Source organism: Bacteroidota bacterium, assembly GCA_016699695.1.
Lineage (GTDB): Bacteria > Bacteroidota > Bacteroidia > Bacteroidales > UBA10428 > UBA10428.
Genome location: CP065006.1, coordinates 2156972 through 2182932, shown reverse-complemented (window position 1 = coordinate 2182932; position 25961 = coordinate 2156972). Strand labels below are relative to the sequence as shown.

At 42.0% G+C, this 25961-nt stretch carries 21 protein-coding genes; 8 read left to right on the top strand and 13 right to left on the bottom strand.

The features are described from left to right. The first annotated feature begins 1 nt into the window (after position 1). The 3 genes from IPM71_09225 to IPM71_09215 all read left to right on the top strand — a co-directional run bounded on the left by IPM71_09225 (position 2) and on the right by IPM71_09215 (position 3431). Entirely contained in the window at positions 2–1648 is a 1647-nt protein-coding gene (locus IPM71_09225) for a hypothetical protein (protein QQS49801.1), read from the top strand. A 14-nt stretch (positions 1649–1662) separates the two neighbouring features. Then, positions 1663–3141 carry a hypothetical protein gene (locus IPM71_09220; GenBank protein QQS49800.1) on the top strand — a complete coding sequence of 493 codons (1479 nt, stop codon included), beginning with the start codon at positions 1663–1665 and terminating at the stop codon, positions 3139–3141. Positions 3142–3203: 62 nt separating this feature from the next. Continuing rightward, on the top strand, positions 3204–3431 hold the full coding sequence (locus IPM71_09215; protein QQS49799.1) for a hypothetical protein: 228 nt from the start codon (positions 3204–3206) through the stop codon (positions 3429–3431). On the opposite strand, the gene IPM71_09210 is transcribed toward IPM71_09215, so the two are convergent. Beyond that, the gene (locus IPM71_09210; GenBank protein QQS49798.1) at positions 3407–4183 is read right to left on the bottom strand and encodes an ATP-binding cassette domain-containing protein; all 777 of its coding nucleotides are present in this window, start codon (positions 4181–4183) and stop codon (positions 3407–3409) included. The genes IPM71_09215 and IPM71_09210 overlap by 25 nt on opposite strands. Then, positions 4183–4923: an ABC transporter permease gene (locus tag IPM71_09205; GenBank protein ID QQS49797.1), complete on the bottom strand. Its 741-nt coding sequence runs from the start codon at positions 4921–4923 to the stop codon at positions 4183–4185. The genes IPM71_09210 and IPM71_09205 overlap by 1 nt, the downstream gene beginning before the upstream one ends. 182 nt (positions 4924–5105) lie before the next feature. On the opposite strand from IPM71_09205, the gene IPM71_09200 reads away from it, so the two are divergent. Then, positions 5106–6200 (top strand): mannose-1-phosphate guanylyltransferase, encoded by a 1095-nt coding sequence (locus IPM71_09200; GenBank protein QQS49796.1) that lies wholly within the window; start codon positions 5106–5108, stop codon positions 6198–6200. A 78-nt stretch (positions 6201–6278) separates the two neighbouring features. Here IPM71_09200 and gldN read toward each other — a convergent pair whose 3' ends face one another. The 7 genes from gldN to topA form a co-directional block, all read right to left on the bottom strand. Next, complete coding sequence (gene gldN / locus IPM71_09195) at positions 6279–7133, bottom strand: gliding motility protein GldN (GenBank protein QQS49795.1); 855 nt, start codon at positions 7131–7133, stop codon at positions 6279–6281. Positions 7134–7152: 19 nt separating this feature from the next. Next, entirely contained in the window at positions 7153–8802 is a 1650-nt protein-coding gene (gene gldM, locus IPM71_09190) for a gliding motility protein GldM (protein QQS49794.1), read from the bottom strand. Between the two features lie 22 nt (positions 8803–8824). Next, positions 8825–9760: a gliding motility protein GldL gene (gldL, locus tag IPM71_09185; GenBank protein ID QQS49793.1), complete on the bottom strand. Its 936-nt coding sequence runs from the start codon at positions 9758–9760 to the stop codon at positions 8825–8827. Between the two features lie 43 nt (positions 9761–9803). Next, positions 9804–11138 (bottom strand): SUMF1/EgtB/PvdO family nonheme iron enzyme, encoded by a 1335-nt coding sequence (locus IPM71_09180; GenBank protein QQS49792.1) that lies wholly within the window; start codon positions 11136–11138, stop codon positions 9804–9806. Positions 11139–11204: 66 nt separating this feature from the next. Further along, positions 11205–12143, bottom strand: coding sequence for a PorP/SprF family type IX secretion system membrane protein (locus IPM71_09175; protein ID QQS49791.1), 939 nt, complete (start codon positions 12141–12143; stop codon positions 11205–11207). Between the two features lie 258 nt (positions 12144–12401). Beyond that, positions 12402–13556 (bottom strand): formimidoylglutamase, encoded by a 1155-nt coding sequence (locus IPM71_09170; GenBank protein ID QQS49790.1) that lies wholly within the window; start codon positions 13554–13556, stop codon positions 12402–12404. A 9-nt stretch (positions 13557–13565) separates the two neighbouring features. Beyond that, positions 13566–15893, bottom strand: coding sequence for a type I DNA topoisomerase (gene topA, locus IPM71_09165; GenBank protein QQS49789.1), 2328 nt, complete (start codon positions 15891–15893; stop codon positions 13566–13568). A gap of 297 nt (positions 15894–16190) precedes the next feature. Between topA and IPM71_09160 the strand changes: the two genes are divergently transcribed. Beyond that, the gene (locus tag IPM71_09160; GenBank protein QQS49788.1) at positions 16191–18527 is read left to right on the top strand and encodes a transglycosylase domain-containing protein; all 2337 of its coding nucleotides are present in this window, start codon (positions 16191–16193) and stop codon (positions 18525–18527) included. On the opposite strand, the gene radA is transcribed toward IPM71_09160, so the two are convergent. The 4 genes from radA to IPM71_09140 all read right to left on the bottom strand — a co-directional run bounded on the left by radA (position 18524) and on the right by IPM71_09140 (position 21675). Beyond that, complete coding sequence (radA, locus tag IPM71_09155; GenBank protein QQS49787.1) at positions 18524–19900, bottom strand: DNA repair protein RadA; 1377 nt, start codon at positions 19898–19900, stop codon at positions 18524–18526. The genes IPM71_09160 and radA overlap by 4 nt on opposite strands. 5 nt (positions 19901–19905) lie before the next feature. After that, positions 19906–20391 (bottom strand): D-glycero-beta-D-manno-heptose 1-phosphate adenylyltransferase, encoded by a 486-nt coding sequence (gene rfaE2 / locus IPM71_09150; protein ID QQS49786.1) that lies wholly within the window; start codon positions 20389–20391, stop codon positions 19906–19908. A 78-nt stretch (positions 20392–20469) separates the two neighbouring features. Continuing rightward, a complete protein-coding gene (locus tag IPM71_09145) occupies positions 20470–20820 on the bottom strand; it encodes an aspartate 1-decarboxylase (GenBank protein QQS49785.1) in 351 nt (116 codons plus the stop codon). Positions 20821–20832: 12 nt separating this feature from the next. Beyond that, positions 20833–21675, bottom strand: coding sequence for a pantoate--beta-alanine ligase (locus tag IPM71_09140; protein ID QQS49784.1), 843 nt, complete (start codon positions 21673–21675; stop codon positions 20833–20835). A 138-nt stretch (positions 21676–21813) separates the two neighbouring features. Between IPM71_09140 and IPM71_09135 the strand changes: the two genes are divergently transcribed. The 3 genes from IPM71_09135 to glmS are packed head-to-tail and all read left to right on the top strand — an operon-like array spanning position 21814 to position 25892. Then, positions 21814–22617 (top strand): glycogen/starch synthase, encoded by an 804-nt coding sequence (locus IPM71_09135; GenBank protein QQS49783.1) that lies wholly within the window; start codon positions 21814–21816, stop codon positions 22615–22617. Positions 22618–22630: 13 nt separating this feature from the next. After that, entirely contained in the window at positions 22631–24055 is a 1425-nt protein-coding gene (locus IPM71_09130) for a DUF4270 family protein (protein QQS49782.1), read from the top strand. Position 24056: 1 nt separating this feature from the next. Continuing rightward, positions 24057–25892: a glutamine--fructose-6-phosphate transaminase (isomerizing) gene (glmS, locus tag IPM71_09125; protein QQS49781.1), complete on the top strand. Its 1836-nt coding sequence runs from the start codon at positions 24057–24059 to the stop codon at positions 25890–25892. The last annotated feature ends 69 nt before the right edge of the window (positions 25893–25961 follow it).

Below are 25961 nucleotides of genomic sequence, written 5' to 3'. Positions count from 1 at the left end.
CATGAAGCCAGCCAGATTTTTTGTTTTAACAGGCATTCTGCTTGCCTGCATAAGCAGTTGCAAACGTGACGACCTTGATTTCGATAAACTTTCGGAACAAATTGCCATGGAACGGCAAATAGCCATGCCACTCGTATTTGGCGAGTTTACAGTGCTGGAAATGAGTGAAAACAGCGAGGACTCACTGATAGTGATCGATGGCGATACCGTGAAACTTGTCTATTCGCAAGATTCTGTGATTGATGTGCCTGTAAAGGAACTGCTAAACATTCCTGCTCAGCCAAGATTTGACTACACAATAGCTCCAACAATAGTCATTCCTCTACCCCCTGTAGGGCGTATCGAACTGCCCCAATTAATCAACGATACCATATACGAGTTGCTGCTTAACAATTCCATGCGAATCGACAGCTCCATGATGGACCAGGGCAGCCTTGTATTGCAGGTTCATAATCAATTCAATCATGAGGTTACCCTCTTGATCTCATCAGCATCGCTTCGAAGTCCCGGTGGCATTAATTTTTACGATTCCATCACCCATATTTCACCCAACGAAACCCGAGAGGCTATCTTTCCCATCGACGATTACACAATGCGTACATTTCTTGACAACCAGCTCAGATCGGCCATCTCCGTTAAATTTACCCCTGTTATCCATAAAAATCCCTTTGACGACTTTATTAACCCAGGCGAAAATATTTCAATTGTTTTTGGGGTAGAACAATTGGACAACTTTAAAAGTATTTTTGGTTTTTTTGGCTACCAGACTTTAAACCTCGATACACTTATAAATGATTTTGCTCCGGACCTGATAAGCCAACTTGAAGGGGAATTGAATGTTACCAATCCTAAGTTCAGGCTTCGTTACGAAAACAATATGGGTATACCAATTGCTGTGCAGATGGACATGAATCTCAATCACACCACAAAACCAGATGTGACCATCGATTTTGGAACAAGCCACCTTCTATATTCTGACAATTACCTTATGCCAGACTATTTCGGGTCTTTTTTGTTCGACCGTAATACAACCAGCAATATCGATGAACTTATTGCTTTACCTACACCGGAAGATATTTTAATAAGAGCAAATGCTTATTCGAATCTGGGAGAAGATTCCCTTACTATGAACAATTGGGCCAACCAGGAAAGCATGATGAAAATGATTCTTGAAGTTGAAGTACCTCTTGAATTAAGGGCCGACCTCTCTTACACCGATACGCTAAAAATACGCGAAGAGCCTGCAGATGAAGATGTAAGTTACGAAATTGAATATGCTGAAATCCATTACATTTTTAAGAATTACTTCCCGATTGGTTTTGGTGGCAGCCTGATTGTTTACGATTCTATCAACAACCTCACACTTGGAACCATCGACCTGAACCCTGTAACTGGTTTACTTATTAAACCAGCTCCAGTTGATTTTACAGGTAATGTAGTGGAAACCAATGTAATTGAATACTCCGATGCCATAGAAATTGACCCGGTAACTGCAGAAAACATCTTAACCAACGCCACCCACCTCATATTCCATGCCGCCATGGTCACCACCGATTATGGTTCAGTCAGCTCCGTGCGTGTGGGTGTCAACAGCAAAATAAACTTTCAGTTTGGTTTGAAAGCCAAGGGAAAGTATATAGTTAACTGATAAATTGAACCATTATGAGGCATTTGACCAAACTTATTCACATTGCATCGTTTTTATTGGTTTTTACTTCGATAAGTCAAAAACTTTACGGGCAAGCCAACACTATGTATTACCTTGGCAATGCGCCTCAATCGTATTTGTTTAATCCAGCTACGCAACCCTCTTGCGATGCACACGCAGCATTACCTGTTTTTTCCGAATTCTATGTAAACATCCACACAAGCGGATTAAGTGGCTCTGACCTGCTTTGGCTCGATCCTGAAACGGATTCATTAATACACCCCTTTCATCCCAAAGCAGATATTAACGAGTTTTTAAACAATTTTGGCGATGTTGAATCCTTAGGTTTGACGGCTCACCTGAATCTATTCTCCATCGGATTCCGGGTCAAAGAAATGTACTTCAGCCTCGATGGAACCATCAAGGCCAACAACAACCTTACTCTTTCGAAAGACCTGATGGAGTTTCTGCTTATTGGCAACGAAGATGGAAGAACCTATGACTTCAGCGATGTGGGTTTTGAATCACTCCAATATGCCGAAATTGGATTAAACATATCACGCAATTTCAACGACCGGCTTCAAATTGGTATAAGGCCAAAATACCTGGCCGGTTTGGCCACCATCAGCCCGGTAAATAACAATACCAGTTTGTACACCAGTACCGAAGAATGGGTGCTAACAGCTAACTACCAGGCACGTGTTGCTGCAACCGGCGTAACGATTCCAGTAGATGAAGACGGCATGATAGATTTAGATGGGGAGTTTCTGATCGACAGCACAATGATTTCGCCTGCAGGCTATAAAAAGATTTTTAGCAGCAACTGGGGCCTGGGCATTGATTTAGGCGTGCATTTTAAACCTACTGAAAGAATTCAGCTATCGGCCAGTGTAATTGATCTGGGGTATATTAAATGGCGCGAAAATACGCAAATTACCTCGCTAAACGGAACCTTTGCTTACACCGGACTCGAACAGACTCTTGACGACTCGACCAATCCGGGAGACCTGCTGCTCGATTCATTAAAAGAAAGCCTGAACATAACAGGTTCGAACGAAGCTTTCGTAACTACCCTCCATCCAAAAGTAACCCTGGGAGGAAGATATTTCCTTACACAAGGTTTTGATGTGGGCTTTCTTTCACGTATGGATCTTTATCCAAGCTATGTAGAATCTGACATACTCCTTTTAGCCAACTGGAGACCAATACCAATGATTGCTATCTCTGGCAGTTATTCGCTTTTAAAAGGAAACCTGAATACCTTTGGTCTTGGTCTTGGCTTACGCTTAGGACCACTTAACTTCTATTCTGTAATCGATCATCTTCCTTTCCAATACGATATGGCTAATGTTGATGGCGCCTCTGTTCCAATGCCCGTAGATGTAAGCGAATACAGCGTGAAGTTTGGTTTTAACCTGCTGTTTGGATGCAACCAAAAGAAAAAGCTTGTTCAGGATAAACCTCTATTTAGCTCGTCGGACTGGATATTGTAATCGAACAAAGCAATTATCTTTGCCTCCAGACATGCTAAACAAATTCTTACACAATTAAAACAATGGGGTTTTTTCGCATACTTTTTATCGTACTATTAGTATTTCTGGTATTCCGTATACTCGGCTCATTGTTCCGACCCAGACAGATGCAGGGAGGCAATTTCTTTTCAGACAGGCACGGTAATGTTTCACGCAAAGAGGGAGAGGTGTCCATACAGGTAGATCCAAAAAAAAATACAAAGAAGGTAGATAAAGACCAGGGTGATTACATTCCCTTCGAAGAAGCTTGACCAAAAGTATTTTTCATTTTTTTGGCAAAGCTTGAAGCAAAAATAAAATCGTTGAGTTTTTCGTGACTTGAATTAAGTATTTCGTCGCTAGTACCTTCCCAGCACTTGTATCCCTGGTGAATAAAAACCACCTTTTCGCCGATTTCCATCACCGAATTCATGTCATGGGTGTTAACGATAGTAGTAATCTGGAATTCGTGGGTAATGTCGCTGATGAGCTTATCAATCACTATGGCAGTTTTAGGGTCGAGGCCTGAGTTGGGCTCGTCGCAAAACAGATATTTCGGATTTAAAACTATGGCGCGGGCAATTGCCACACGCTTTTGCATGCCTCCGCTCAATTCTGCCGGAAAAAGTTTATTGACCTTTTCAAGGTTCACACGATGTAGGCAAAAATTCAGCCTGTCTAGTTTTTCATGTTCTGTCATTTCCGAAAACATATCGAGCGGAAATTTGATATTCTCCTCAACGGTAAGTGAATCGAACAAAGCACTGCCCTGAAATAGCATTCCCATTTCTTTACGCAACTGGCTCTTTTCCCTGTCGTTCATTGCCATCAGATTCTGACCGGCAAACAATATTTCACCTTCATCAATTTTATGAAGTCCAATAATTGATTTCAGGAGTACCGTTTTTCCCGATCCGCTTTTGCCAATAATAAGATTCGTTTTTCCGGGCTCGAAATCGACCGATATCTCATGCAACACCTTCTTCTCCGCAAACGATTTGCTTACTTCTCTTACAGTAATCATCAGGCGAGTAATAGTTGAGTAAGGATTACATTAAAAAGCAGAATTAAAATAGAGCTGGCTACTACGCCCTTAGTACTGGAGTGTCCCACTTCAAGAGCGCCTCCCCTGACATAATACCCAAAAAACGCAGGAACAGTGGTAATAATAATGGCAAATACTACTGTTTTAATGAGGCTGTATGATACATAAAAGGGGATAAACCAGTATTGAATTCCATAGATGTAATCGGCAGAAGTTAAAGCACCTGTTGTAACACTAGCCAGCCAACCGCCAAAGACACCAACAAACATGCTTAGAAGAGTCAGGAGTGGATTAAAAATTACCGCAGCTACTACTTTGGGTAAAACAAGGTAACAGGCAGAATTAACCCCCATTACCTCCAGAGCATCAATTTGCTCGGTTATGCGCATGTGCCCAATTTCTGAAGCAATATTCGAACCTACCTTACCGGCTAGGATAAGGCCTACAATGGTAGAGGAAAATTCAAGCAGCATGGTATCACGGGCTGTAAGACCAATTAAATATAATGGAATAAGAGGGTTCTCGAGGTTATACCGAGTCTGAAGTGTAACCACAGCACCCATAAAAATGGAAATAATGATTACAATCCCAATTGAGCGCAGGCCTAAGCTTTCAATCTCCCGCAATGTCTGGCGGTAGTATAGACTCCATCGTTCGGGTTTGGAGAAAACCCTTTGCATGAGCAAAAAATATCGACCTACCTCAGTAAGAATATACATGTAAACTCCTTTTCTGCGAAAATAGTAAATACCTTCAAGATTCACCGATAAAGACAACAAGAATATGTAGCAAAGAGAATTATTTGCTATTCGGAATAAAAAGCGTGAAGTATATCAAAATTATTCAGGCAGTTTTAATTCGATTTCTTATTTTCGGCCCCATAATTAAATCCTCATTCAATATGAACCAAAAAAACTATTGCGTGATTATGGCCGGTGGCGTTGGTAGCAGATTCTGGCCTTTCAGCCGCACGCAAAAGCCAAAGCAATTTCTTGATATATTAGGAACCGGGCAGAGTTTACTGCAATCGACCTACGAACGCTTTAACAGAATAATACCCAAAGAAAATATTCTCATTGTATCCAATGCCGATTATGCCGACATCATTCTAGAGCAGTTACCCGGCATTTCAAAAGATCAGTTATTGCTTGAACCCATGCGCCGTAACACAGCTCCATGCATTGCTTTTGCCAATCATAAAATTAAATCAATCCAGCCCGATGCCAATATTGTGGTTTCGCCAGCCGATCATATCATTCTCAAAGAAATTGAATTCCTGAATGTTGTAAAGAACGGCTTGGATTTTATCGAGAATAACAATGCCCTTCTTACATTGGGTATACAACCATCGAGACCTGAAACAGGTTATGGATACATTCAAATTACCGAAGAAAAACAAGCCGTTACTTTAAATAAAAGCTTCCGAAAAGTAAAAACCTTTACTGAAAAACCCAACCTCGAATTTGCCCGTAAATTCATCGAAAGTGGCGATTTCTATTGGAATTCAGGGATGTTCTTCTGGTCATTGAGCACCATAAATAAAGCCTTTGAAACCCATCTGCCCGATGTCAATCATCTTTTTGAGGAGGGAAGTGGATTATTTAATACGCCAAAAGAAGCTGATTTTATTCAATCTACTTATTCGAAATGTAAAAGCATTTCCATTGATTATGGAATTATGGAAAAATCCGATAATGTGCATGTGCTTTGTGCCGACATAGGTTGGTCTGATCTGGGTACCTGGGGTTCGTTATATGATATTTCTGAAAAAGACAGTGAAAACAATGTCAAGAAAGGTTCCGGTATTTTTCTTTACGAAGCACAGGATTGCCTGATATCTATGCCGAACAATAAAATTGCTGTAATACAAGGTTTAGAAGACTCTATTGTTGTTGATACAGAGGATGTTCTGCTAATTTGCAAGAAACAGGAAGAGCAGCGGATAAAACAATTTGTGAACGACGTAAAACTTGAAAAAGGCGAAGAATTTGTCTAAAGCTTTGCCAAAAAAACAATAACAAAAAAGGCTTGTGAGTAACCCACAAGCCTTTTTTATGCTAAAAGCATACTGATATTAATATTCCCACAAGTCGTGTTCGATATTAAACAGCCAAGTTTTAAGTTGTTCTGCTTCCAGCAAAGCATCGACCCCTACGGTGTAGGCATTGATATTGCGGTTATCGTACACATTGGAAACAGAGAAAATATGGCTGTTAAACCTACGTTGCATAAAAAAATCGTCGAACGAGATACTCTGCGAATCATTAAAACGGTTATACATTTCGTGGTTGGCAAGCAGGGGACGTATTTCGGGGAAATAAACCCAGAAGGTTTTCTTTTGAAGCAATTCATCGGTTTCAACTCCCTGATCGTCGGTACGGTAATACACACGTAGCGGACAGATACCAATGATACGCACTTTCATTACTGAATGATTCTTATCAAAAAACCATTTTTCCTTTATCAACAACTTCTTCACCTGGTCGGTTTTACGCTCGCGCGGCACTATCTGAGTAATCACCTGACCTGTAAAAGGATCCACAGTTGAAACAGTATCCACACCAGAATCGAATACTTTCTCAATATCGTCCAAAGTCATCTGGTTTGTAAATTCATTCACCGGATCCATAGTTGAAAAAGCACGTATGCCTTCATTTTGAATTCCCTGAAAAAGCAGATCGATAAAATTCATGCGGTTACCAATGGGCTTTGTTGGGTAGTACAAAACCATGTTCTGGGTTTGCCTTAAGTCGACCATACGGTATACCACTTTCGACCACATCACATCGGCTTCGCGAATGTATTCATAGGGAACAGCTTTTTTATTGGGAATATGCTCTTTCACGTATATCTCTGTGAGCTGGTCTTGTGCCGACACAAAGGTGCTTAAGGCAAAAAAACCTACTAAAATAACAGCGTACTTTCTCATGACAAGTTCCTTTAAAAGGTTAATTCAAAATAAATGAAATAGTGGATAAATCGCGTGTCGAGCCATCGGGACCTACAGCCTTAATGTCTTGTATATAAACCCTCTGACCGCGGGATAAATTATTAATAATTGCCTTTTGATCTTTGGTAAATTTGTAATTGTTCGAAGTAGCTTCCTGAAGGAACCCCTGAATGGTAGTTGAAACCGTAAACTCAGTAACGGTAAACTTAAGGTCGAAATCGAAATTTTCCATTTCTGCAGCTACTCCGATTTGTGCCAATAAAACAGATTTAGTGATTGCACCACCTGTTTTATCATTCACTTTAGCCACAGGGTTAGGCACTTTCTTAACCCTGAATTCTTTTTTGCCAACCAGTTTTTTCCCTTGTCCCATGTCGGCATAAACTTCTACCCAACAGTTACCCGGACGCTTTGGTTTAACGATATAGGTGCTGCTGCCAGAAGATCTATCGGCCTGAGCATTACTCACATTAATCGATACCTTCTCGGGCATAACGCCTGCTACCGAAACATCGACAGGGTTATCGACACCAATGTAAAAAACGTTCATCTTGGTGGGTGAAACTACAACCGATCCTTCTGCTACCATCACAGAGCGCTTGAAGGACCGTGTAATTTTATTTCCATCCGGTCCGGTAATCTCTATAATACCTCCCCATGCTCTTTCACCTAAGCCAGCCCCTGTGAATTTGTAAATTCCCTTACCTGATTTTGCTACATCCACCTCTGTATATCCGGGTTTCATAGTATAATCATAGGTAATTCCATCAGGGTTTAAGGTCGAATCATAAGGATTACGACCCTCGTTGATAAAAATCTTAGGTGTAGCGGTAGTATCACTTGCTGCAAGGAAAATTTCAGCATTGTATTCATTGCCCCTGATCAGGTAGTTGGTATTAGGTATTACTGTTGCACTCAGGTTATTAAACTTAAAGGAACCTTTGTCGATGTTGGTATAAAGGTAACGTAAAGCTTCCGACTCGGCATTGCGCACATTAATTTGCAACCCAGACATAATTACAACTACACCCGAAAGAGGAAGATGCTCGAAATGAGCCCTTTCCCATGGAATTTTCTCGCCACTTTTATGATCAACTCCATCTTCGGTATCTAAACTACTCATGATAGAATTAATGACCTTTTCACTGGCATCTTCTCCCAACACATTGGCCATTAAAAAGCCCCTGAAATCTTCAATCATTTTGCGTAATTCCGCACCTGCTTTATCATTATTGTCACCAATCATAATAAAAGCAGGAACATCAGTCATATCCTTTCCTTTAATCAAGTCTCCGTTTATGTGATCGCCCTCAACCGCTTCAGCATCTTCACCATCGGCCTCTTTAATTATCTCTATTTTCTTTTCCTGAATAAAAGTGACAATAGCATTGGATCGTTCCTGCACTTGTTTTGCCAAATCGTACCATTTTGCCACTTTTGACTGATTGATCATAAATTGCTCGTCAAAGTTGGTCATCACCTGGCCATTAGTCTGCTCAAGGGTTGATTTAGTGGCTGTTAATCCACTATCCAGCACAGCAAAAGCGTTTAATACTTCGTTCGACACATTCAATGCTAACAGGGCCATTAGCACCAAATACATCATACCAATCATTTTCTGTCTGGGAGTCTCTTTTCCGTGGCCCATCTATTCTAGCGTGGTTAGGTGATTAGTTTTTTGGTTTTGTTGAACCCATGGCATGCAGCATGTTACCATAGATTGTGTTCAGAGAAGAAATGCTGTCTTTCAGTTTCGAAACCTCTTCTTTGTATTTATTTGTTTCTTCTACCGAAGCCTTAAGGTTCGAAATCATGTCGTGCAAACCACTGTAAAGATCCTTTGATCCTTTCATTTGTTCACTCGTTTCTTTTATCTGCGATTGATAAACCTGGTTTAAACTTGAAAGGTTCTGGCTCAGCAGCGACAATTGCTTTTCGTATTCCTGACTGCCAGAGGCGATAGAAGAATGACCCGATTTAATAGTATCGGCAATTTGCTGATAAGAAAGTGCAATTTCGCCGCCGGATTTACGAATAGAGTCAGCAGTTTCGAGGTAAGCACCAGAAAGGTTCGTGGCTGATTGTTTTATACTGGCTGCACTGGAGTTATAGGTTTCGTGGAGCGAACCTACCGAACTGGCGGCAGTTTCGAGGTTACTTACAAACTGTTTTGTAGCCACTGTAGCTCCAGATAAATCTGCAAGTGATTCAGCACTTTTGTTCAACCTGGAAAAGTTTTCGCCCAGCTTCTTCATGGCCTCATTATCCACACCTGCAGCACCTAAAACGTCTTCGATACTTTCAATTTTACGGCCACCCGTTTCGAATACATTTTGCTGGAAATTCTCTATTTCATCCGGATCGGACATACCAGCCAGTTCGGGGTATACCAAAGTCCAATCAAGCTCTTCATGCAACGGTTCAAAGGCAGAGAAGAAGAAGATGATTGCTTCCGTTATAAGCCCCAGCGTAATTACGAGAGACCCTCCGGGCCAGTGGTTAATTTTAAACAGTGCTCCAATAATAACCACAGAGGCACCCATACCATAGAGTTTGGCCATAAACTTTCTCCAACCATCACTCTGAACCAGATCGGATATATTCATAATCGTATAAGTCTTTAATTACAGTAAAATATTTAAATGTCTTCTAGTTGCTACCCAGGTATGAACGTACACAGCGGAAACCGATATACGATTTGGCACTATCCTGGTATTCATAAGTGCGCACACCGTTTTGCAGATAATAAGCAATGTCTTTCCAGGAACCACCGCGAATAACCTTACGTTTTAATACAGGAGGATCATCGGGAAGGGCATTGTATTTGTAATCAGGATTTAAGTCATGGCTAAATACGTATGCTGATTCGTCAAAAGCATTTGAAGTCCATTCAGCAACGTTTCCTGCCATATCGTAAAGTCCATACTCGTTTGGCTGATAGGTACCAACCGGAAGGGTGGTAGATCCTCCATCGTCGATGTAGTTACCACGAAGTGGTTTGAAGTTGGCTAAGAAACAGCCTTCTTTGTTACGTGTATAATAACCTCCCCATGGATACATAGAATGGTCGAGGCCACCGCGGGCAGCAAACTCCCATTCCGATTCGATGGGAAGACGATAATCGTGCACACCAGGCTGACCACTTGCCCTAAGGGCAGCGTTTAAGTAGCGTGTTCTCCAGATTGAGAAAGCAGTTGCTTGTTTCCAGCTAACACCTACAACCGGGTAATTGTCATAAGCAGGATGCCAGAAATACATGTTGGTAAGTGGTTCGTTGAAAGAATAGGTAAAATCTGCAATCCAAACCAGGGTATCGGGATATACATTAACCATATCACGAATGATAAAGCTTGAGCGATCCTGAATTTTAGTTCTTTCTCCATCGGAATTGGTCACATAACCATCGTATTCCTTTGTAGAGAAATTAAAACGATTACCACGGGCAGCAGCTTGTTTCAGATCAATCCAAAAATATTCGTAAAGCAATTTACGGGTATCGTATTCCTTTGCATTGAAAAATCTCTCTTCGTTAGGATAAAACATTTCGCTGAGAATTTCGCTGATTTCTTCGTCACCAAAGTCAATCCGAACTTCCCAATTAATTGAGGGTGGCTCTATGGGATTTCCTAAGGCATCTTCGGAAATGACGAAATCGTCAATTTGTTCACCTAACATCCGACGCATAATTGAGTCGCGAACCCAGTATACAAACTGCCGGTATTCGTTGTTGGTGATTTCCGTTTCATCCATCCAGAAAGGATCTACTGTAACTGTGCGGGTATAATCGTTTTGTGCCCAGGGAACACTCTGGTCGTTAATACCCATGGTAAAGCTACCCTGGGGAATAAAGACCATACCAAAAGGATCTGGCTCGAAATAACGAGCTCTGCCCGGCACCCCCGTAAGCTCTCCAGTCTTGTAGTTACTACAACTACTTATTATTAGTACAGCTAAAACGAAACCTAATGAAATCAGCTTTTTCATAATCAAAGGAATTTATCTGAAATATATCTCTTTCTTTTATAACCAGAAATTAAAATTAACAAAATTTTACAAATACCGGATACTTCTGTAACGTTGAGGGCTTTTTTCTCCTCCAACACTAAAACAATAGTTTAATAAAACCTCGAAACTACCATTGGAAAGCGCCGAGGTTGGATAATCATATGCCAGTCCTACTTTGAGTCCATCGAGTATCATTAATCCTGCCATGGCAGCAACTGCACTTCCGGCTCTATAGGAAACGCCACCCCATATTTTTTTATTGTATGTGAGGGTTGCATTTAAATCAAAGGTAGTGGAAATAAGGTTATCGCTAAAAATTAAAACAGCCGGTTCGACCTCAAATGCCGGATTGGCTAACTGAAAAGTGTATCCGGCTGTAATATAATAGTGAGGTTGCATGTCTTCAATGGCTGTGCTTTCATCGTATTCAATATCCGAAGGGTAGATATTGCTTACAGAGGCACCTAGATAAATGTCTTCTGAACGGTAAAATAAACCCGCCCCAAAACCAAAACCAAAAATATTCTCCTGAGTTCCCTGGGGAATATTAGGATCCAACTCATCGCCATTGGCACCATACTGCCATTTCGAAGCATCGAGGGTTTTTTGCCTTACTCCTCCGGATATGCCAATACCAAGTGTTCCTTCGGCCACATTAAACCTAAAAGCATATCCAAGTTTCACATCAACATCGTTATAAAAACCTATTTTATCGGTAAAGGCTGAAATACCTACTCCATGTTTTGCACCAAATAGTTTAAATGGCACCTCAGCATTTAAAAATTCGTTACTGGGGGCGCCTTCCCCAAAATCAATATACGATCGTTTTAAGATGAGCGAAGCGCAAATCATATCTTTGCTTCCCAAGCTACCCGGATTTGTTCTGGCATGATCGTACATAAAATAGCTCACATTAGGCAATTGTTGTGCAAGAGTATAACCTACTGTACTGATTGCAATGAGAAGAAAAACTAGCTTTTTCATTTTTACCGTTTATAAAGCTTCAGGTTACCGCGCTTATATAATACAAGTAAAATAAGCAAAAATATATTTCTCACACAATACAAGTAATTAACATCCTTAATTACGTTTCCCCTTTTACTCATAAATACGCTTGGGGGTTACTTTTTTTTTAAAAAAAACTGTAATAACCCGCCTACCTTAACGCAGAAGTCTATAAAAGTATTGCCGATAACCAAAAAACGAATAAAAAAACTCCATTTTAAGCAACCTCAAAGCTTATTAGCCTAATTTTTGAAAATACTTCCACCATAAGTTTGGAACCTCGTGGTTACTGGCGGCTACATAATCGTCGTGCGAGCAAGAAACAACAAGAGGGGCCTCGCCTTTTAGATTGGGTATTTCCAACCACCATCGTTCAGTTTTTTGGCTTTTATAGAACACCATGTCGTAATCTAAATCGGAATGGCCCACAATAAAAGTTTTAAAATCATTGTCTTCAGAATTAGGGGTCTCCGGGCATCGATGTTCGACACCTTCGATAAAGTGCCAGATCAATTGCGCGGTCAGTGCAGCGCTTTGTTCGTGCTGATCGAAGCGAGGATTCGATTCAAAAACCCCAAAAAGTCTTACCTGGTCGCCACCGCCTGAATAGCGTGCTAATTGGCAAGCTTCTTCTGCATAGAAACCATTTGGAGAAGGCCGAAAATGACCGGGTGAATCCGATTGCCTTATACAACCCATGTCAAAGCTGACAAGGTCAGTATCGCGTAAAACAGGTTCTATTTTCTTCAGGTCGCTTCGTACTTCGCCCAGGCGGATTGCTTCGTGAAACAGTTTGTTTAACAGTTCCAGACTATGTTTTTCGGTTAAATAGGCCTGATGTCCGGCATGTACAAAGCGAAAGAGTTTTCTTTTCTTCAGCAACAATTCAAACACAAAAGAATCGGCATTGGGTCGCAATGCTGCTTTCTGGGAGTCGATGCGCGAATCGAATACGGTGAGGTTAATTTTTTCCTGATAGTTTTCAAAAGCCTGAAAGGCAGGCAGGGTTAATTCCTGTGTACCCCCTATTAGCACTACTATGATATTATCGCATAAAAGACGATAAACAACCTCTTTGAGAGCCACGTAGGTGTCGTTAAAAGTATTGCCTGCTTTAAGATTTCCGAGATCAATGATAGAGGTTTTCGAAACCGGGCTTACCAATTTATAAAGTTCGCTTCGTATGCGGTCGGGTGCCAGTGATGCTCCCTTGTTAAAGGAGTTCCTATCCTCGGGGACCCCCAGAATAGCCAGCTGAAACCGGCTAAGGTCGTCCGTATTAAAACTTGGAGTATGAATTGTTATTTTTCTGCTTAACAGTTCATCGCTAGCGATATGATATTCTTCGGGTTTATCGAGTTCGACCGGATCGATGTAATCAAGCAGATTCATAGAGTAATGCTATTTTTTGGTTCTGGGTTTCTTTTTTACAGGCGCCTTGTCAGCTTCGGCAATAATCTTTAAACAATCTTCCCTGGTAAGACTGGCGGGCAGCATGGATTTCGGAATTTTGTAATTCTTCTTGCCTAAAGCGATATAAGGGCCATAGCGGCCATTAAGCACCTGCAACTCGGGTTGTTCGTCGAAGGTTTTAATGAACTTATTCTGATCTTTTACCCTTTTTTCTTCGATTAGCTCAATGGCACGTGAAACTTCGATAGTATAGGGATCGTCCACATCTTTCTGGAGAGAAACAAATTTATTGTCGTGGCGGATATAGGGCCCAAACCGTCCGATGGACACTGTCATTTCCTTGCCTTCGAACTCACCCAGGGAGCGTGGAAGCCTGAAAAGTGACAAAGCCTCCTCCAGGGTAATAGATTCGAGGTGCTGGCCTTTCAGCAAACTGGCAAAACGCGGTTTTTCGTTTGTTTCTGATGCCTGTTCGCCGATCTGAACTACTGGGCCATACCTTCCCAGGCGGGCAATGACAAGTTTGCCCGATTCGGGATCGATGCCCAACTGGCGTTCTCCTTTGGAGTACTCGGAAACCGCCATGGTTGTTTCGACCTGAGTATGAAAGGGTTTGTAAAACTCATCGATCATTTGTTGCCAGTTGCCCTTACCACTTGCAATTTCGTCGAATTGCTTTTCAACACTTGCAGTAAAGTTAAAATCGAGGATGTTCTTAAAGTTTTCGAGCAGGAAGTCATTCACAATCATGCCAATGTTATCGGGAAACAATTTAGCTTTTTCGGCCCCTGTATTTTCGGTTTTTATCTCCTTACTTACTTTTTTGGCTTTCAGACTAAGCTGAACATATTTTCTTTCCGTGCCCGCACGGTCTTCCTTAATTACATAGCCTCTGCTAATGATGGTTGTAATGGTAGGGGCGTAGGTCGAAGGCCGACCGATGCCCAGCTCTTCGAGTTTGCGCACCAGACTGGCCTCGGTATAGCGGGGCGGATGATGCGAAAACCGCTGGGTAGCCAATATCTGGTTTTGTTCCAACACCTGGCCGGACTTTACTGGGGGCAATAATCCCTTTTCTTCCTGGTCGGTGTCGTCGTCGGTCGATTCGATATAAACCTTTAAAAAACCATCGAACTTTAATACCTCACCCTGCGCAACGAATTGCTCGCTTGCATTGGATATTCCTATGCCCACGTTGGTTTTTTCCAATTGGGCATCGCTCATTTGTGAAGCAAGTGTACGTTTACGAATGAGTTCATACAGGCGTTGTTCTGAATTTCCTGCCTGAATGGATTTTTTTTCGATATAAGTAGGGCGAATGGCTTCGTGTGCCTCTTGCGCTCCTTTCGATTTGCTTTTATACACTCTTTTTTCGTGATACTCTTTTCCATACTCAGTGGTAATAACCTCCTGAGCTGCTTCAAGAGCAAAATCCGAAAGGTTTACCGAATCTGTACGCATGTAGGTAATATGCCCGGCTTCGTAAAGCTTTTGGGCGAGGGTCATGGTTTGCGACACTGAATAACCAAGCTTGCGACTAGCTTCCTGTTGAAGGGTTGAAGTAGTAAAAGGAGCAGCCGGAGATTTTTTCGAAGGCTTTTTGGTGATGTCTTGCACGGTAAAAACAGCCTGTACACATTTTTCGAGAAAAGCCGAAGCTTCTTGCTCGGTATCGAAACGTCTGTCGAGTTCTGCTTCCAGTTTACTTTTACTCTCGTTAAGGTCGAAAATGGCTTGTACCCGATAGCTGGCAAGAGATTTAAAATTGATAATCTCCCTTTCGCGTTCGACAACCAATCTTACAGCCACACTTTGCACCCTGCCAGCCGATAAACTGGGCTTTACTTTCTTCCATAACACCGGCGAAAGTTCAAAACCCACCAGGCGGTCCAGAACTCTGCGGGCTTGCTGGGCATTTACAAGGTCAATATCGATGTTGCGGTAATTTTGAATCGATTCCTGAATAGCCTTTTTAGTGATTTCGTGGAAAACAATTCGTCGGGTGGTTTTAGGGTTCAGTTTTAGTTCCTCGGCCAGGTGCCAGGCAATGGCTTCTCCCTCGCGGTCTTCGTCGGAAGCAAGCCAGACGATCTTGGCTTCCTTGGCCAGTTTTTTTAACTCCGCTACAATTTTCTTTTTTTCGTTAGGGACAATATATTGTGGCTTATAACCATTGTTAATTTCAATACCATATTCCTTTTTCGATAAATCGCGAATATGCCCCATACTTGATGTAACCTGAAAATCCTTACCCAGGAACCCCTCAATAGTTTTAGCCTTGGCAGGCGACTCAACAATAACCAGATTTTCAATCATCTAACTTAATTTTTACAATAAAACGTATCGCCCGAAGTTATTAAATCGGTATTAATGTTCACTTTAAAAATGATGCTTTGAATTCCTTTAACATACGAAAAAATATTAAGCTGCAAAGGCCTGAGTACAGGCATTCAAAACAAATAATTCATACTTTTGCGATCAGTTTTAAACACGGTTTTAGCTTAGATAAGCTATATTTAATACCTTTCGACGGCAAAGATGAATATTTTTTTTCTGATAAATAAAACGCTCCTTGTTTTTTATAGTGCTGCACCATATTAACCAACCCTTGCGATGAATAACACTGAAACGAATTATACAAAACAAAATCTGATTTTCTGGCTGACAATAGCTGTTCCGGTAGCCTCAATCATTCTTATTTTTATTCTGGCCGGAAGTGGTAAACTCGGTTACATGCCCCGTATCGAAGACCTTGAAAACCCGAAAATAAACCTGGCCACCCTCATTATTTCCTCTGATAACGAAGTGCTCGGATCGGTATATACCGAAAACGAAAACAGAGTTTATGTTGAATACGACCGACTGCCCAATCACCTTGTCGATGCCCTTATTGCCACCGAAGACATCAGGTTTTACAAACACCCAGGTATTGATCTTAAGGGTTCTTTCAGGGCTCTCGTCTTTCTTGGCACCAAGGGTGGAGGCAGCACCATTACCCAGCAACTCTCGAAACAACTTTTTCATGAGCGGGCAAAAAATATATTTTCGCGTTTTGGCCAGAAAATTAAGGAATATGTGATTTCGGTTAAACTTGAAAGGGCTTATACTAAAGATGAAATCATTGCACTCTATTTTAATCAGTACGACTTCTTATACAATGCAGTAGGTATTAATTCTGCAAGCCGTATTTACTTTAACAGGCTTCCCGATTCGCTGCGAATCGAAGAATCGGCTGTTTTGGTTGGAATGGCGAAAAATCCACACTATTACAATCCAAAACGCTTCCCCGACAGAGCCTTAATGCGTCGAAATACGGTTTTAAACCAGATGGCACGCTATGGTTTTATAACGCCTTTAGAAAACGATTCGCTCAAAGCACTGCCCATCAACCTCGACTTTCAGTCGGTAAGTCATAATTCCGGCCCCGCTACCTATTTCAGGGAATATCTTCGCACCTACATGACTAAAGCAAAACCCAGCCGAAAAAACTATCAAAATTATAAAAGCTATCAGGAAGACTCCTTATTATGGGAAACCGATGCCCTTTACGGGTGGTGTAATAAAAACACAAAGCCCGATAAATCGAAGTACGACATATATACCGATGGACTTCGTATTTATACTACCATCAACTCAAAAATGCAGGTATATGCCGAAGAGGCCGTACAAGCTCATTTAGGAAATTATTTGCAGGATGCATTTTTTAAGGAGAAAAAAGGCCGAAAGCGAGCCCCTTTCGACAGTGAATTAACCAACAAAGAAATCGACCAGATTATCCGCAATGCAATTCGCTACAGCGAACGTGGCGTAAGACTCTACAATATGGGAGTTTCGATGGATAGTATTTATAAAGTCTTTAAAACGCCTGTTGAAATGACTTTGTTTACCTGGAAGGGTGAAAGAGATACAGTTTTAACTCCTCTCGATTCGATACTCTACTACAAACATATGCTGCGTACCGGTTTCATGTCGATGGATCCGAGTAACGGGCATGTAAAAGCCTATGTGGGTGGTATCAACTTCAGGCATTTCAAATACGATCATGTAACCCAGGCGAAACGTCAGGCCGGATCGACTTTTAAACCCTTTCTATACATTCTTGCCATGCAGGAGGGTTTTTCTCCTTGCAGGGAGGTGCCTGTAGTGGCTGTTCCTTTCAAAGTGAATGACACGATATGGGTACCTCGTTATTCGGGCGATAAAAAATACATTGGCACCATGAAAACCCTTAAGTGGGGACTAGCCACCTCGCACAATTATATTTCGGCCTGGCTGGTGGACAGGTTTAAACCCGAACCCATCGCCAACATTGCCTACAGAATGGGCATTGAGAGCTATATCGACCCTGTTCCTTCGATGATTTATGGTACCTCCGATATGTCGGTGAAGGAAATGGTTGGAGCCTTTTCAACCTTTGCCAACCAGGGCATTCATATCAAGCCCATGTTTGTCACCCACATCGAAGATAAATATGGTAATGTGCTTGCTACTTTCCATCCCGAAACAAGGGAGGCCATTGATGAACAGACTGCATTTTTAATGATTAACCTGCTTCAGGGTGTAGTAAATTTTGGAACTGCATTCAGGTTGCGTGCAGAATACAAATTTACAGGCGAAATGGCAGGCAAAACCGGAACTACCAATAACCACAGCGACGGCTGGTTTATTGGCATCACACCCCAATTGGTTTCAGGTGTGTGGGTTGGTGGTGAAAACCGTTCCATTCATTTCGATAATATTGCCATGGGTTCAGGATCATCAATGGCTTTGCCTATTTGGGCCGAATACATGAGCCGTATTTATGCCGACCCGAGCCTGAACGTGAAGCAGGAAGATGTGTTTATTAAACCTTCCGAATTCGATGTGGATTTAAACTGTGCTGCTCAAAAGGAAGATGCAGCCGCTGACATAGAAAATTATTACGAAGAAGCAGGGGCTATTTTCGACTAATCTGAGCTTTCTGCTTTCTGATGAAATATAGCTTTCATGGCTTGTTGGAGCGACGATGCCTTTATTATTTCAATTGCATTGTTTTCGAGATTACGGTGATAGGATGAAATAAGCATCTGCTTGAATCCGAGCTTTTGCGCTTCTGCAATGCGTTGTTCTATGCGCACCACAGGCCTCAGCTCGCCCGTAAGACTGATTTCGGCACAGCAACACAGTTTAGGACTAATTGACTGGTCGGTAATCGAAGAAAATATAGCTGCCAGAATAGCCAGGTCGGCAGCAGGATCCTGTAATTTTAATCCTCCGGCTATATTTAAAAAAACATCTTTGTTCGACAGATTAAGTTTTCCCTTTTTTTCGAGCACAGCCAGCAACATATTCATACGGCGGAGGTCGAAACCGGTCGCAGAGCGTTGAGGCGTGCCGTATACCGCAGTACTCACCAGGGCCTGCGTTTCGATTAACAAGGGTCGGTATCCTTCGAGAGTGCAGGTAATGGCTACACCGCTGAATTCGACATGGCTTTGATTTAAAAAATAGGCCGATGGATTGAGTACCTGCTCGAGGCCATTTTGCTTCATTTCGAAAATAGCCAATTCGGGAACAGCCCCAAAACGGTTTTTAAGGGTGCGCAATATACGGTAGTTGAGTTGCATATCGCCTTCGAACTGCACTACCGTATCGACAATGTGTTCAAGTACCTTGGGGCCAGCCAGGCTGCCATCTTTTGTAATATGGCCGATAATAAGTATAGGTGCTTCACTGTCCTTTGCCACCTGAAGAAGCCTCGCTGCGCACTCTCGCACCTGAGACACACTTCCGGGTGCCGATTCGATAAGAGGAGTATAAATAGTTTGAATGGAATCGATAATAAGTAATGAAGGCTTTTCGCGTTGAAAATGAAGTAGAATATCGTCGAGGTTCGTTTCGTTGTAAACCAGGCATTGGGGATTTTTTCCTCCCAATCGATCAGCTCTCATCTTAATCTGTGCCGAACTTTCTTCGCCAGAAACATACAATATTTTTTCTTGTAAAACCAAAGCAAGTTGAAGGGCCAGTGTCGACTTTCCTATTCCGGGTTCACCTCCCATCAGAGTAAAAGACCCGGGAACCAGACCTCCGCCAAGCATGCGGTCGAATTCTGCCAATCCGGTATTAAGCCTGGAGTAAGCTTCGGTTTCTACCGCATCGAAAGGCAGCGGCTTTCGGTTGGTGGAGCGCTCTCCGGAAGCACGGTGAACGGATGCCTTGCCGGTAATCTTAATCTCCTCCACATAAGAATTCCAACTGTTGCATGCCGGGCAACGGCCAATCCACTTTGGCGATTCAGCGCCGCACTCCTGGCAAACAAATATATTTTTTGCTTTACTCAATGCCCTTATCTTAACTTGTTGATGATATTGGTAGTAGAATGCCCTGCTACTAACTCTATAGTTTTTACCTCACCGCCTCTAGCTTTAAGAATATCATACCCAACAATATCTTCCGGCCTATAATCGGCACCTTTCACCAGGTAATCGGGTTGCACCCTTTTAATAAGCTCATAGGGAGTATCTTCTTCAAAAAGAACCACGGCACTCACACATTGCAGCGATGCCATTACAAGGCTTCGGGTACCTTCATCCTGCACCGGGCGCTCAGGTCCTTTAATGCTTCGTACTGAGCGGTCGCTGTTAAGGCCTACTACCATTTTATCGCCAAAAGAGGCTGCCTTGGCCAGGTACTCCACATGCCCACGATGAAGAATATCGAAACAACCATTGGTGAACACGATTTTATAACCCTTTTGGCGCCAGGTGTTCAGCGTTGCTGAAAGAGTTTCAATGGAAAGAATTTTATTTTCGATCAGTGAAAAGAAATCCATACTGTAATTTTTTCAGTTGCAAGTTACCAAGAAAATAGTTCAAATGCTTAAAAGGGAAGGTCAGAAAAAAGAAGGATTTTATTTCAGCGAATTGGTCGCTGAATTGGGGAAAATAATGGTAGGTTTAAAGGTTTTAGCTTCGGTAAAATCAATAGAGGCATAAGAAATGATTATGATAATATCACCAACCGTAACCTTCCGGGCTGCCGGACCATTGAGGCAAATCTCACCAGAACCTCTTTCTCCTTTAATGACATAGGTTTCGAGTCTTTCGCCATTGTTAATATTTACGATTTGAACTTTTTCATTGACTACCAGATTTGCTGCATCAATAAGGTCCTCGTCAATGGTAATGCTACCCACATAATGCAGATTGGCTTCGGTGACCCGCACCTGATGAATTTTCGATTTTACAACCTCTATAAACATAGCGGCACAAAGTTACGAATTAATTTGAATATTATCTATCAATCTTACATTTCCTGCGTGCACGGCAATGCAGGCTGTTATTGGTTTTTCGGGCAGAATCTTCTCCACAGGTTGCAGACTATTATTGTCTACAATTTCGATGTATTCCAGCCTTAGGTTCGAATCTTTTGCAAGGAATTGAGCGGTAAGGCTTTTTAATTCCGTAACGCTCCTGGAATGTATCCCTTCCTTTAACTTGCAAAGGCTTTGGTAAATAAGTGGAGCCGAATTCCGCATGGCGGGCAGAAGAAGTGCATTGCGCGAACTCATGGCTAATCCATCGGCTTCGCGTACAATCGGACAGGGTATTATTTCGATGGGATAGGCCAAATCAGAAACAAGTTTTTTTATGATGGCTAATTGCTGAAAGTCTTTTAAACCAAAATAGGCCTTATTGGGCATCACCGCATCGAAAAGTTTCGAAACAACTTGTCCAACCCCATTGAAATGTCCGGGTCTGTGCTGGCCCTCCATTACTTGTTCGAGGATTCCGAAATTAAACTGTCGTGTATCCGGTACCGGGTACATTTCCTGGTCGGATGGGGCAAAAACAAATTGACAGCCTGTGGGTTTCAATAATTCGAGGTCCCTATCGAGTACCCTGGGGTAACGTGCAAGGTCGTTCTTGTCGTTAAATTGGGTAGGATTCACATAAATGCTCACAACGGTGGCCTCATTCTCCTTCACCGAAGTTTCAACCAGAGAAATATGACCTGCATGCAAGGCTCCCATGGTTGGCACAAAACCTATTTGTTTATTGAGGCGGTAAGATTGCAAAGCTTTCTGAAGCTCGTCGATGGTATGAATGAGATACATAGGATGAAAAATTTGGCAAATATACATTATTTCTTATGCCCTGATAAGGCTATAAATTTGTGATATGAAAAACACCATTTTTCGGCCTGAATAATTTTTAGTATTTTTGCCGAATGTTTTCTGAATAACTCCCTTTATATGGCCAAAAGAATACTCTATGTCTCGCAAGAGATAACTCCCTACCTGCCGGAATCAGAGATGTCAGTAATAGCCAGGAATTTACCGCAAGGTATACAGGAACGGGGCAAAGAGATCAGAACGTTTATGCCCCGCTTTGGGTGCATTAACGAAAGGCGCAACCAGTTGCACGAGGTAATCAGGCTTTCTGGAATGAACCTGATAATCGACGACAACGACCATCCCCTCATAATCAAAGTGGCCTCCATACAAGCAGCTCGTATGCAGGTTTATTTTATCGATAACGAAGATTTCTTTCACCGGAAATATACCCTTCAGGATGCAAATGATAACTTTTACGAGGACAACGACGAGCGGGCCATATTTTTCACAAGAGGAGTAATTGAAACAGTAAAGAAATTGCAATGGGCACCTGACCTTATTCATTGTCATGGTTGGTTTACCAGCCTGATCCCTATCTACATCAAGCAATACTACCACGACGACCCGATGTTTCGCGATTCTAAAGTAGTAACCTCTGTTTACGATACTGAATTCGATAAGCCACTTCATAAGCGATTAAAAGATAAACTGGCGCTGGATGGAATAAAAAAGTCCGATTTAGAAATTTTAACAAACCCCACTTACGAAAATTTTGTAAAATTGGCCATTAATCAGTCGGATGGAGTAATAAACGGAAGCAGGGCAATTAATGGGGTACTTGAAAGTTATATTAAAGAGAAAGGTATAACTCATCTTTCGTATCAAGCCGAAGATGTTTATTACGATGCCTACAACGAATTTTACGATCAGATATTAGGATAAAGAACTCACTTGCATGAACTATATATACCGCCTGGCAGGCTTTCTACTTCTGACCCTGTCTCTCACGATATTTTCCTGTTCCGACGATAGCCTTCAGATTGGACTTGACTTACTTCCCGATACCGATAAACTTAACGCAGGTGCCGATACCCTTGCGGTAAGTCTGTATACCTACAAAGGCATTGCTGGCGAAGTATTACGAAGCAGTTCCAACAACGATAACTGCCCTGTTGGTGAAGTGTTTGATCCTGTTTTTGGTGCCACAAAGGCCGATGTAGTAATGGAATTACTTTATGCTACCGATGTGGCTAACCGCTACCCGAAGAACAGTAAAACAGATCCGTCCGATTCAATTGTATCGATTAAATTGTACCTGGCCACCACAAATTTACAGCCATATGGCGAAAAAAATTCGCTCGATATTGATGTAATCCCTATCAATCAGCGCTATGTGTATAGTGGCAAAACCAACCAACAGGTTCCTTCGGATTATTTCGATGTTACAAATAATGCAGCCTTACAAACCACTAATCTGGTAACTAAAGACAGCATTCCCCGGCAGATATCGACTCTTGATACAAACGAAAGCTATACGGTTATAGAGCTGGATGCCAATCAACTTTCTTTTTTGCTCGATTCTGCCATTAATAAAAGCACCACTGCTTTTTATACCAGTCTGCCGGGCATTTTGTTAAGAGGCAATGCAAAGGAGGGTACGAATGGAGCCCTTCAAAACTTTTTAGCCAATAAGTCAAAATTAATTCTTGAATACCAGCGCACCGAAACCCGTTACATTAAAGACGAAGACGGAGATACAATTAGTATCTCAGATTATGATACACTATATTATTCTACCTGCGATATTGCAAATTACAGAGCTTCTTATGTATATACCCCAAATGGTAGGAATGCTGAAATAGAAGATGTCTTTCGTGATACCCTTAACCAATACAGTAATTTGTATTTACAAAGTATGGGTGCCACCAGAGGTATGTTTCGCATAGAAGGTCTCGATGATTTTAAAGCCGCACATGACAAGGGCGTAGGAATTAATTTTGCCGAATTAGTTTTACCCATTAATGCTGATTACCTGAGCGACACCAATTTTTTTGCCCTTCCAAAACGCATCATCGCGCATTCAATTGTCGAAGGTTCAATCGCTTATCTACCTGACGATATCATCGGATCGTCCTATTTCAATGGGTATCTCGACGAAGAAAAAATGGAATACCGAATTAATCTTACCGAATACATCAGCCAGTTTATGCTCGATAAAAGCGAAAACACCTTACTTAGTCTGATGGTTGGACAAAACAGCAGTGTATCTCCAAGCCTTATAGAGTACAAATATCCCTCGAGGGTTGTCATTAACTCTGGACTTGAAACAAATACCTCAAAGGCTTACCTGCGTATTATTTATACTTTAACAAATAACTGAGATGTGTGGAATTGTTGCCTATATCGGAGACCGGGAAGCTCTTCCGATATTATTAAACGGACTCAGGCGTTTGGAATACAGAGGTTATGATTCTGCCGGAGTTGCCATTTTAAACAATGGCGCACAAATTTTTAAACGAAAAGGCAAAGTAAACGACCTCGAGAAATTTATTGGCGAAGATATACCGCACGGTAGCATTGGCATCGGGCACACACGTTGGGCAACACACGGCGAACCTAACCATGTAAACGCTCACCCTCATATGTCGATGAACGGCAAGTTTATTATCATACACAACGGAATTATCGAGAATTATGCCCGTTTGCGCGACCGTTTGACAAGCCGTGGAGTAACATTCAAGAGTGAAACTGATACGGAAGTATTAGCCAACCTCATTGAATACATCTACGAGAAAGGGAATGTCGATGCTGAAATAGCCGTGAGACTGGCACTCACAAAGGTAGTGGGAGCTTACGGCTTAGTGGTAATATGCACCGACGAAAAAGATAAATTGATTGCTGCCCGCAAAGGCAGTCCGCTTGTAATTGGTGTAGGTAACGAAGAATACTTTATTGCATCCGATGCCACGCCCATAGTAGAATACACCAAAAGTGTAATCTACCTTAACGATGGTGATGTGGCTATTCTGCGCAAAGACCAGTTAAACCTGAAAACCCTTCGACAAGATTCTCAGACTCCTACGGTACATGAACTCGACCTCGATATAGGCGAAATTGACAAAGGAGGCTATGCTCACTTTATGCTCAAGGAAATTTTTGAGCAGCCCCGCTCAATACAAGATACCTTTCGAGGCAGAGTGCGTTCGGAAAATGAAGAGATACACCTTGGAGGCCTTTACGAAGTACTTCCAAGGCTTTCAGAAGCCAAGCGAATTATTATTATCGCCTGTGGAACCTCCTGGCATGCCGGATTAGTGGGTGAATACCTGTTCGAAGATATGGCCCGTATTAATGTGGAGGTGGAATATGCCTCCGAATTCAGGTACCGTAACCCGATTATCAGTAGCGACGATGTGATTATTGCCATTAGCCAAAGCGGTGAAACTGCCGATACACTTGCTGCCATTCAACTGGCAAAAGAACGGGGAGCCCTTGTTTTAGGGATATGTAACGTGGTTGGCTCTTCGATACCCCGCGAAACTCACGCAGGTGTCTACACCCATGCAGGACCAGAAATCGGAGTAGCTTCTACCAAAGCTTTTACCTGCCAGGTTACAGTATTGGCTATGATGGCAATTGCCATTGGACGTAACCGCAATTTGATTGACGACAGCCGCTACCGCAGACTAATTGCTGAATTTAATCTAATACCCGATAAAATACAGGAAATTCTGAGTCACAACGACTATTACGAAAAAGTAGCGGCACTCTATAAAGATGCAACCAATGCCCTTTACCTTGGACGAGGATATTTATTTCCAGTGGCGCTCGAAGGTGCCCTCAAATTAAAAGAAATCTCTTACATACATGCCGAGGGTTATCCTGCGGCAGAAATGAAACACGGACCTATTGCCCTGATTGACGAAAAAATGCCAGTAGTAGTTGTAGCAACCAAAGACAATTCCTACGAAAAAATTGTGAGCAATATTCAGGAAGTAAAGGCACGAAATGGAAGGGTAATTGCGATTGTAACAAAAGGCGATACGGTAATTAAACAAATGGCCGATCATGTGTTTGAAATTCCTGAAACAGAATACTTTTTTACTCCTTTGCTTTCGGTAATTCCTTTGCAACTTTTCTCTTACTATATAGCTGTGATGAGAGGTTGCGATGTTGACCAGCCCCGAAACCTGGCTAAATCAGTTACGGTAGAATAACAATAAAGCTTTCAAATATTTGGAGTCTTATAGAACTCTGATGTTGATTATAAAATAAAAACCCCCTCT

What these genes read in the sequence shown, in the direction of transcription:
- IPM71_09225 (QQS49801.1), top strand. Translation starts at nt 2, where the DNA reads ATGAAGCCAGCCAGATTTTTTGTTTTAACAGGCATTCTGCTTGCCTGC.
- IPM71_09220 (QQS49800.1), top strand. Translation starts at nt 1,663, where the DNA reads ATGAGGCATTTGACCAAACTTATTCACATTGCATCGTTTTTATTGGTT.
- IPM71_09215 (QQS49799.1), top strand. Translation starts at nt 3,204, where the DNA reads ATGGGGTTTTTTCGCATACTTTTTATCGTACTATTAGTATTTCTGGTA.
- IPM71_09210 (QQS49798.1), bottom strand. Translation starts at nt 4,183, where the DNA reads ATGATTACTGTAAGAGAAGTAAGCAAATCGTTTGCGGAGAAGAAGGTG.
- IPM71_09205 (QQS49797.1), bottom strand. Translation starts at nt 4,923, where the DNA reads ATGTATATTCTTACTGAGGTAGGTCGATATTTTTTGCTCATGCAAAGG.
- IPM71_09200 (QQS49796.1), top strand. Translation starts at nt 5,106, where the DNA reads ATGAACCAAAAAAACTATTGCGTGATTATGGCCGGTGGCGTTGGTAGC.
- gldN (QQS49795.1), bottom strand. Translation starts at nt 7,133, where the DNA reads ATGAGAAAGTACGCTGTTATTTTAGTAGGTTTTTTTGCCTTAAGCACC.
- gldM (QQS49794.1), bottom strand. Translation starts at nt 8,802, where the DNA reads ATGGGCCACGGAAAAGAGACTCCCAGACAGAAAATGATTGGTATGATG.
- gldL (QQS49793.1), bottom strand. Translation starts at nt 9,760, where the DNA reads ATGAATATATCCGATCTGGTTCAGAGTGATGGTTGGAGAAAGTTTATG.
- IPM71_09180 (QQS49792.1), bottom strand. Translation starts at nt 11,138, where the DNA reads ATGAAAAAGCTGATTTCATTAGGTTTCGTTTTAGCTGTACTAATAATA.
- IPM71_09175 (QQS49791.1), bottom strand. Translation starts at nt 12,143, where the DNA reads ATGAAAAAGCTAGTTTTTCTTCTCATTGCAATCAGTACAGTAGGTTAT.
- IPM71_09170 (QQS49790.1), bottom strand. Translation starts at nt 13,556, where the DNA reads ATGAATCTGCTTGATTACATCGATCCGGTCGAACTCGATAAACCCGAA.
- topA (QQS49789.1), bottom strand. Translation starts at nt 15,893, where the DNA reads ATGATTGAAAATCTGGTTATTGTTGAGTCGCCTGCCAAGGCTAAAACT.
- IPM71_09160 (QQS49788.1), top strand. Translation starts at nt 16,191, where the DNA reads ATGAATAACACTGAAACGAATTATACAAAACAAAATCTGATTTTCTGG.
- rfaE2 (QQS49786.1), bottom strand. Translation starts at nt 20,391, where the DNA reads ATGGATTTCTTTTCACTGATCGAAAATAAAATTCTTTCCATTGAAACT.
- IPM71_09145 (QQS49785.1), bottom strand. Translation starts at nt 20,820, where the DNA reads ATGTTTATAGAGGTTGTAAAATCGAAAATTCATCAGGTGCGGGTCACC.
- IPM71_09140 (QQS49784.1), bottom strand. Translation starts at nt 21,675, where the DNA reads ATGTATCTCATTCATACCATCGACGAGCTTCAGAAAGCTTTGCAATCT.
- IPM71_09135 (QQS49783.1), top strand. Translation starts at nt 21,814, where the DNA reads ATGGCCAAAAGAATACTCTATGTCTCGCAAGAGATAACTCCCTACCTG.
- IPM71_09130 (QQS49782.1), top strand. Translation starts at nt 22,631, where the DNA reads ATGAACTATATATACCGCCTGGCAGGCTTTCTACTTCTGACCCTGTCT.
- glmS (QQS49781.1), top strand. Translation starts at nt 24,057, where the DNA reads ATGTGTGGAATTGTTGCCTATATCGGAGACCGGGAAGCTCTTCCGATA.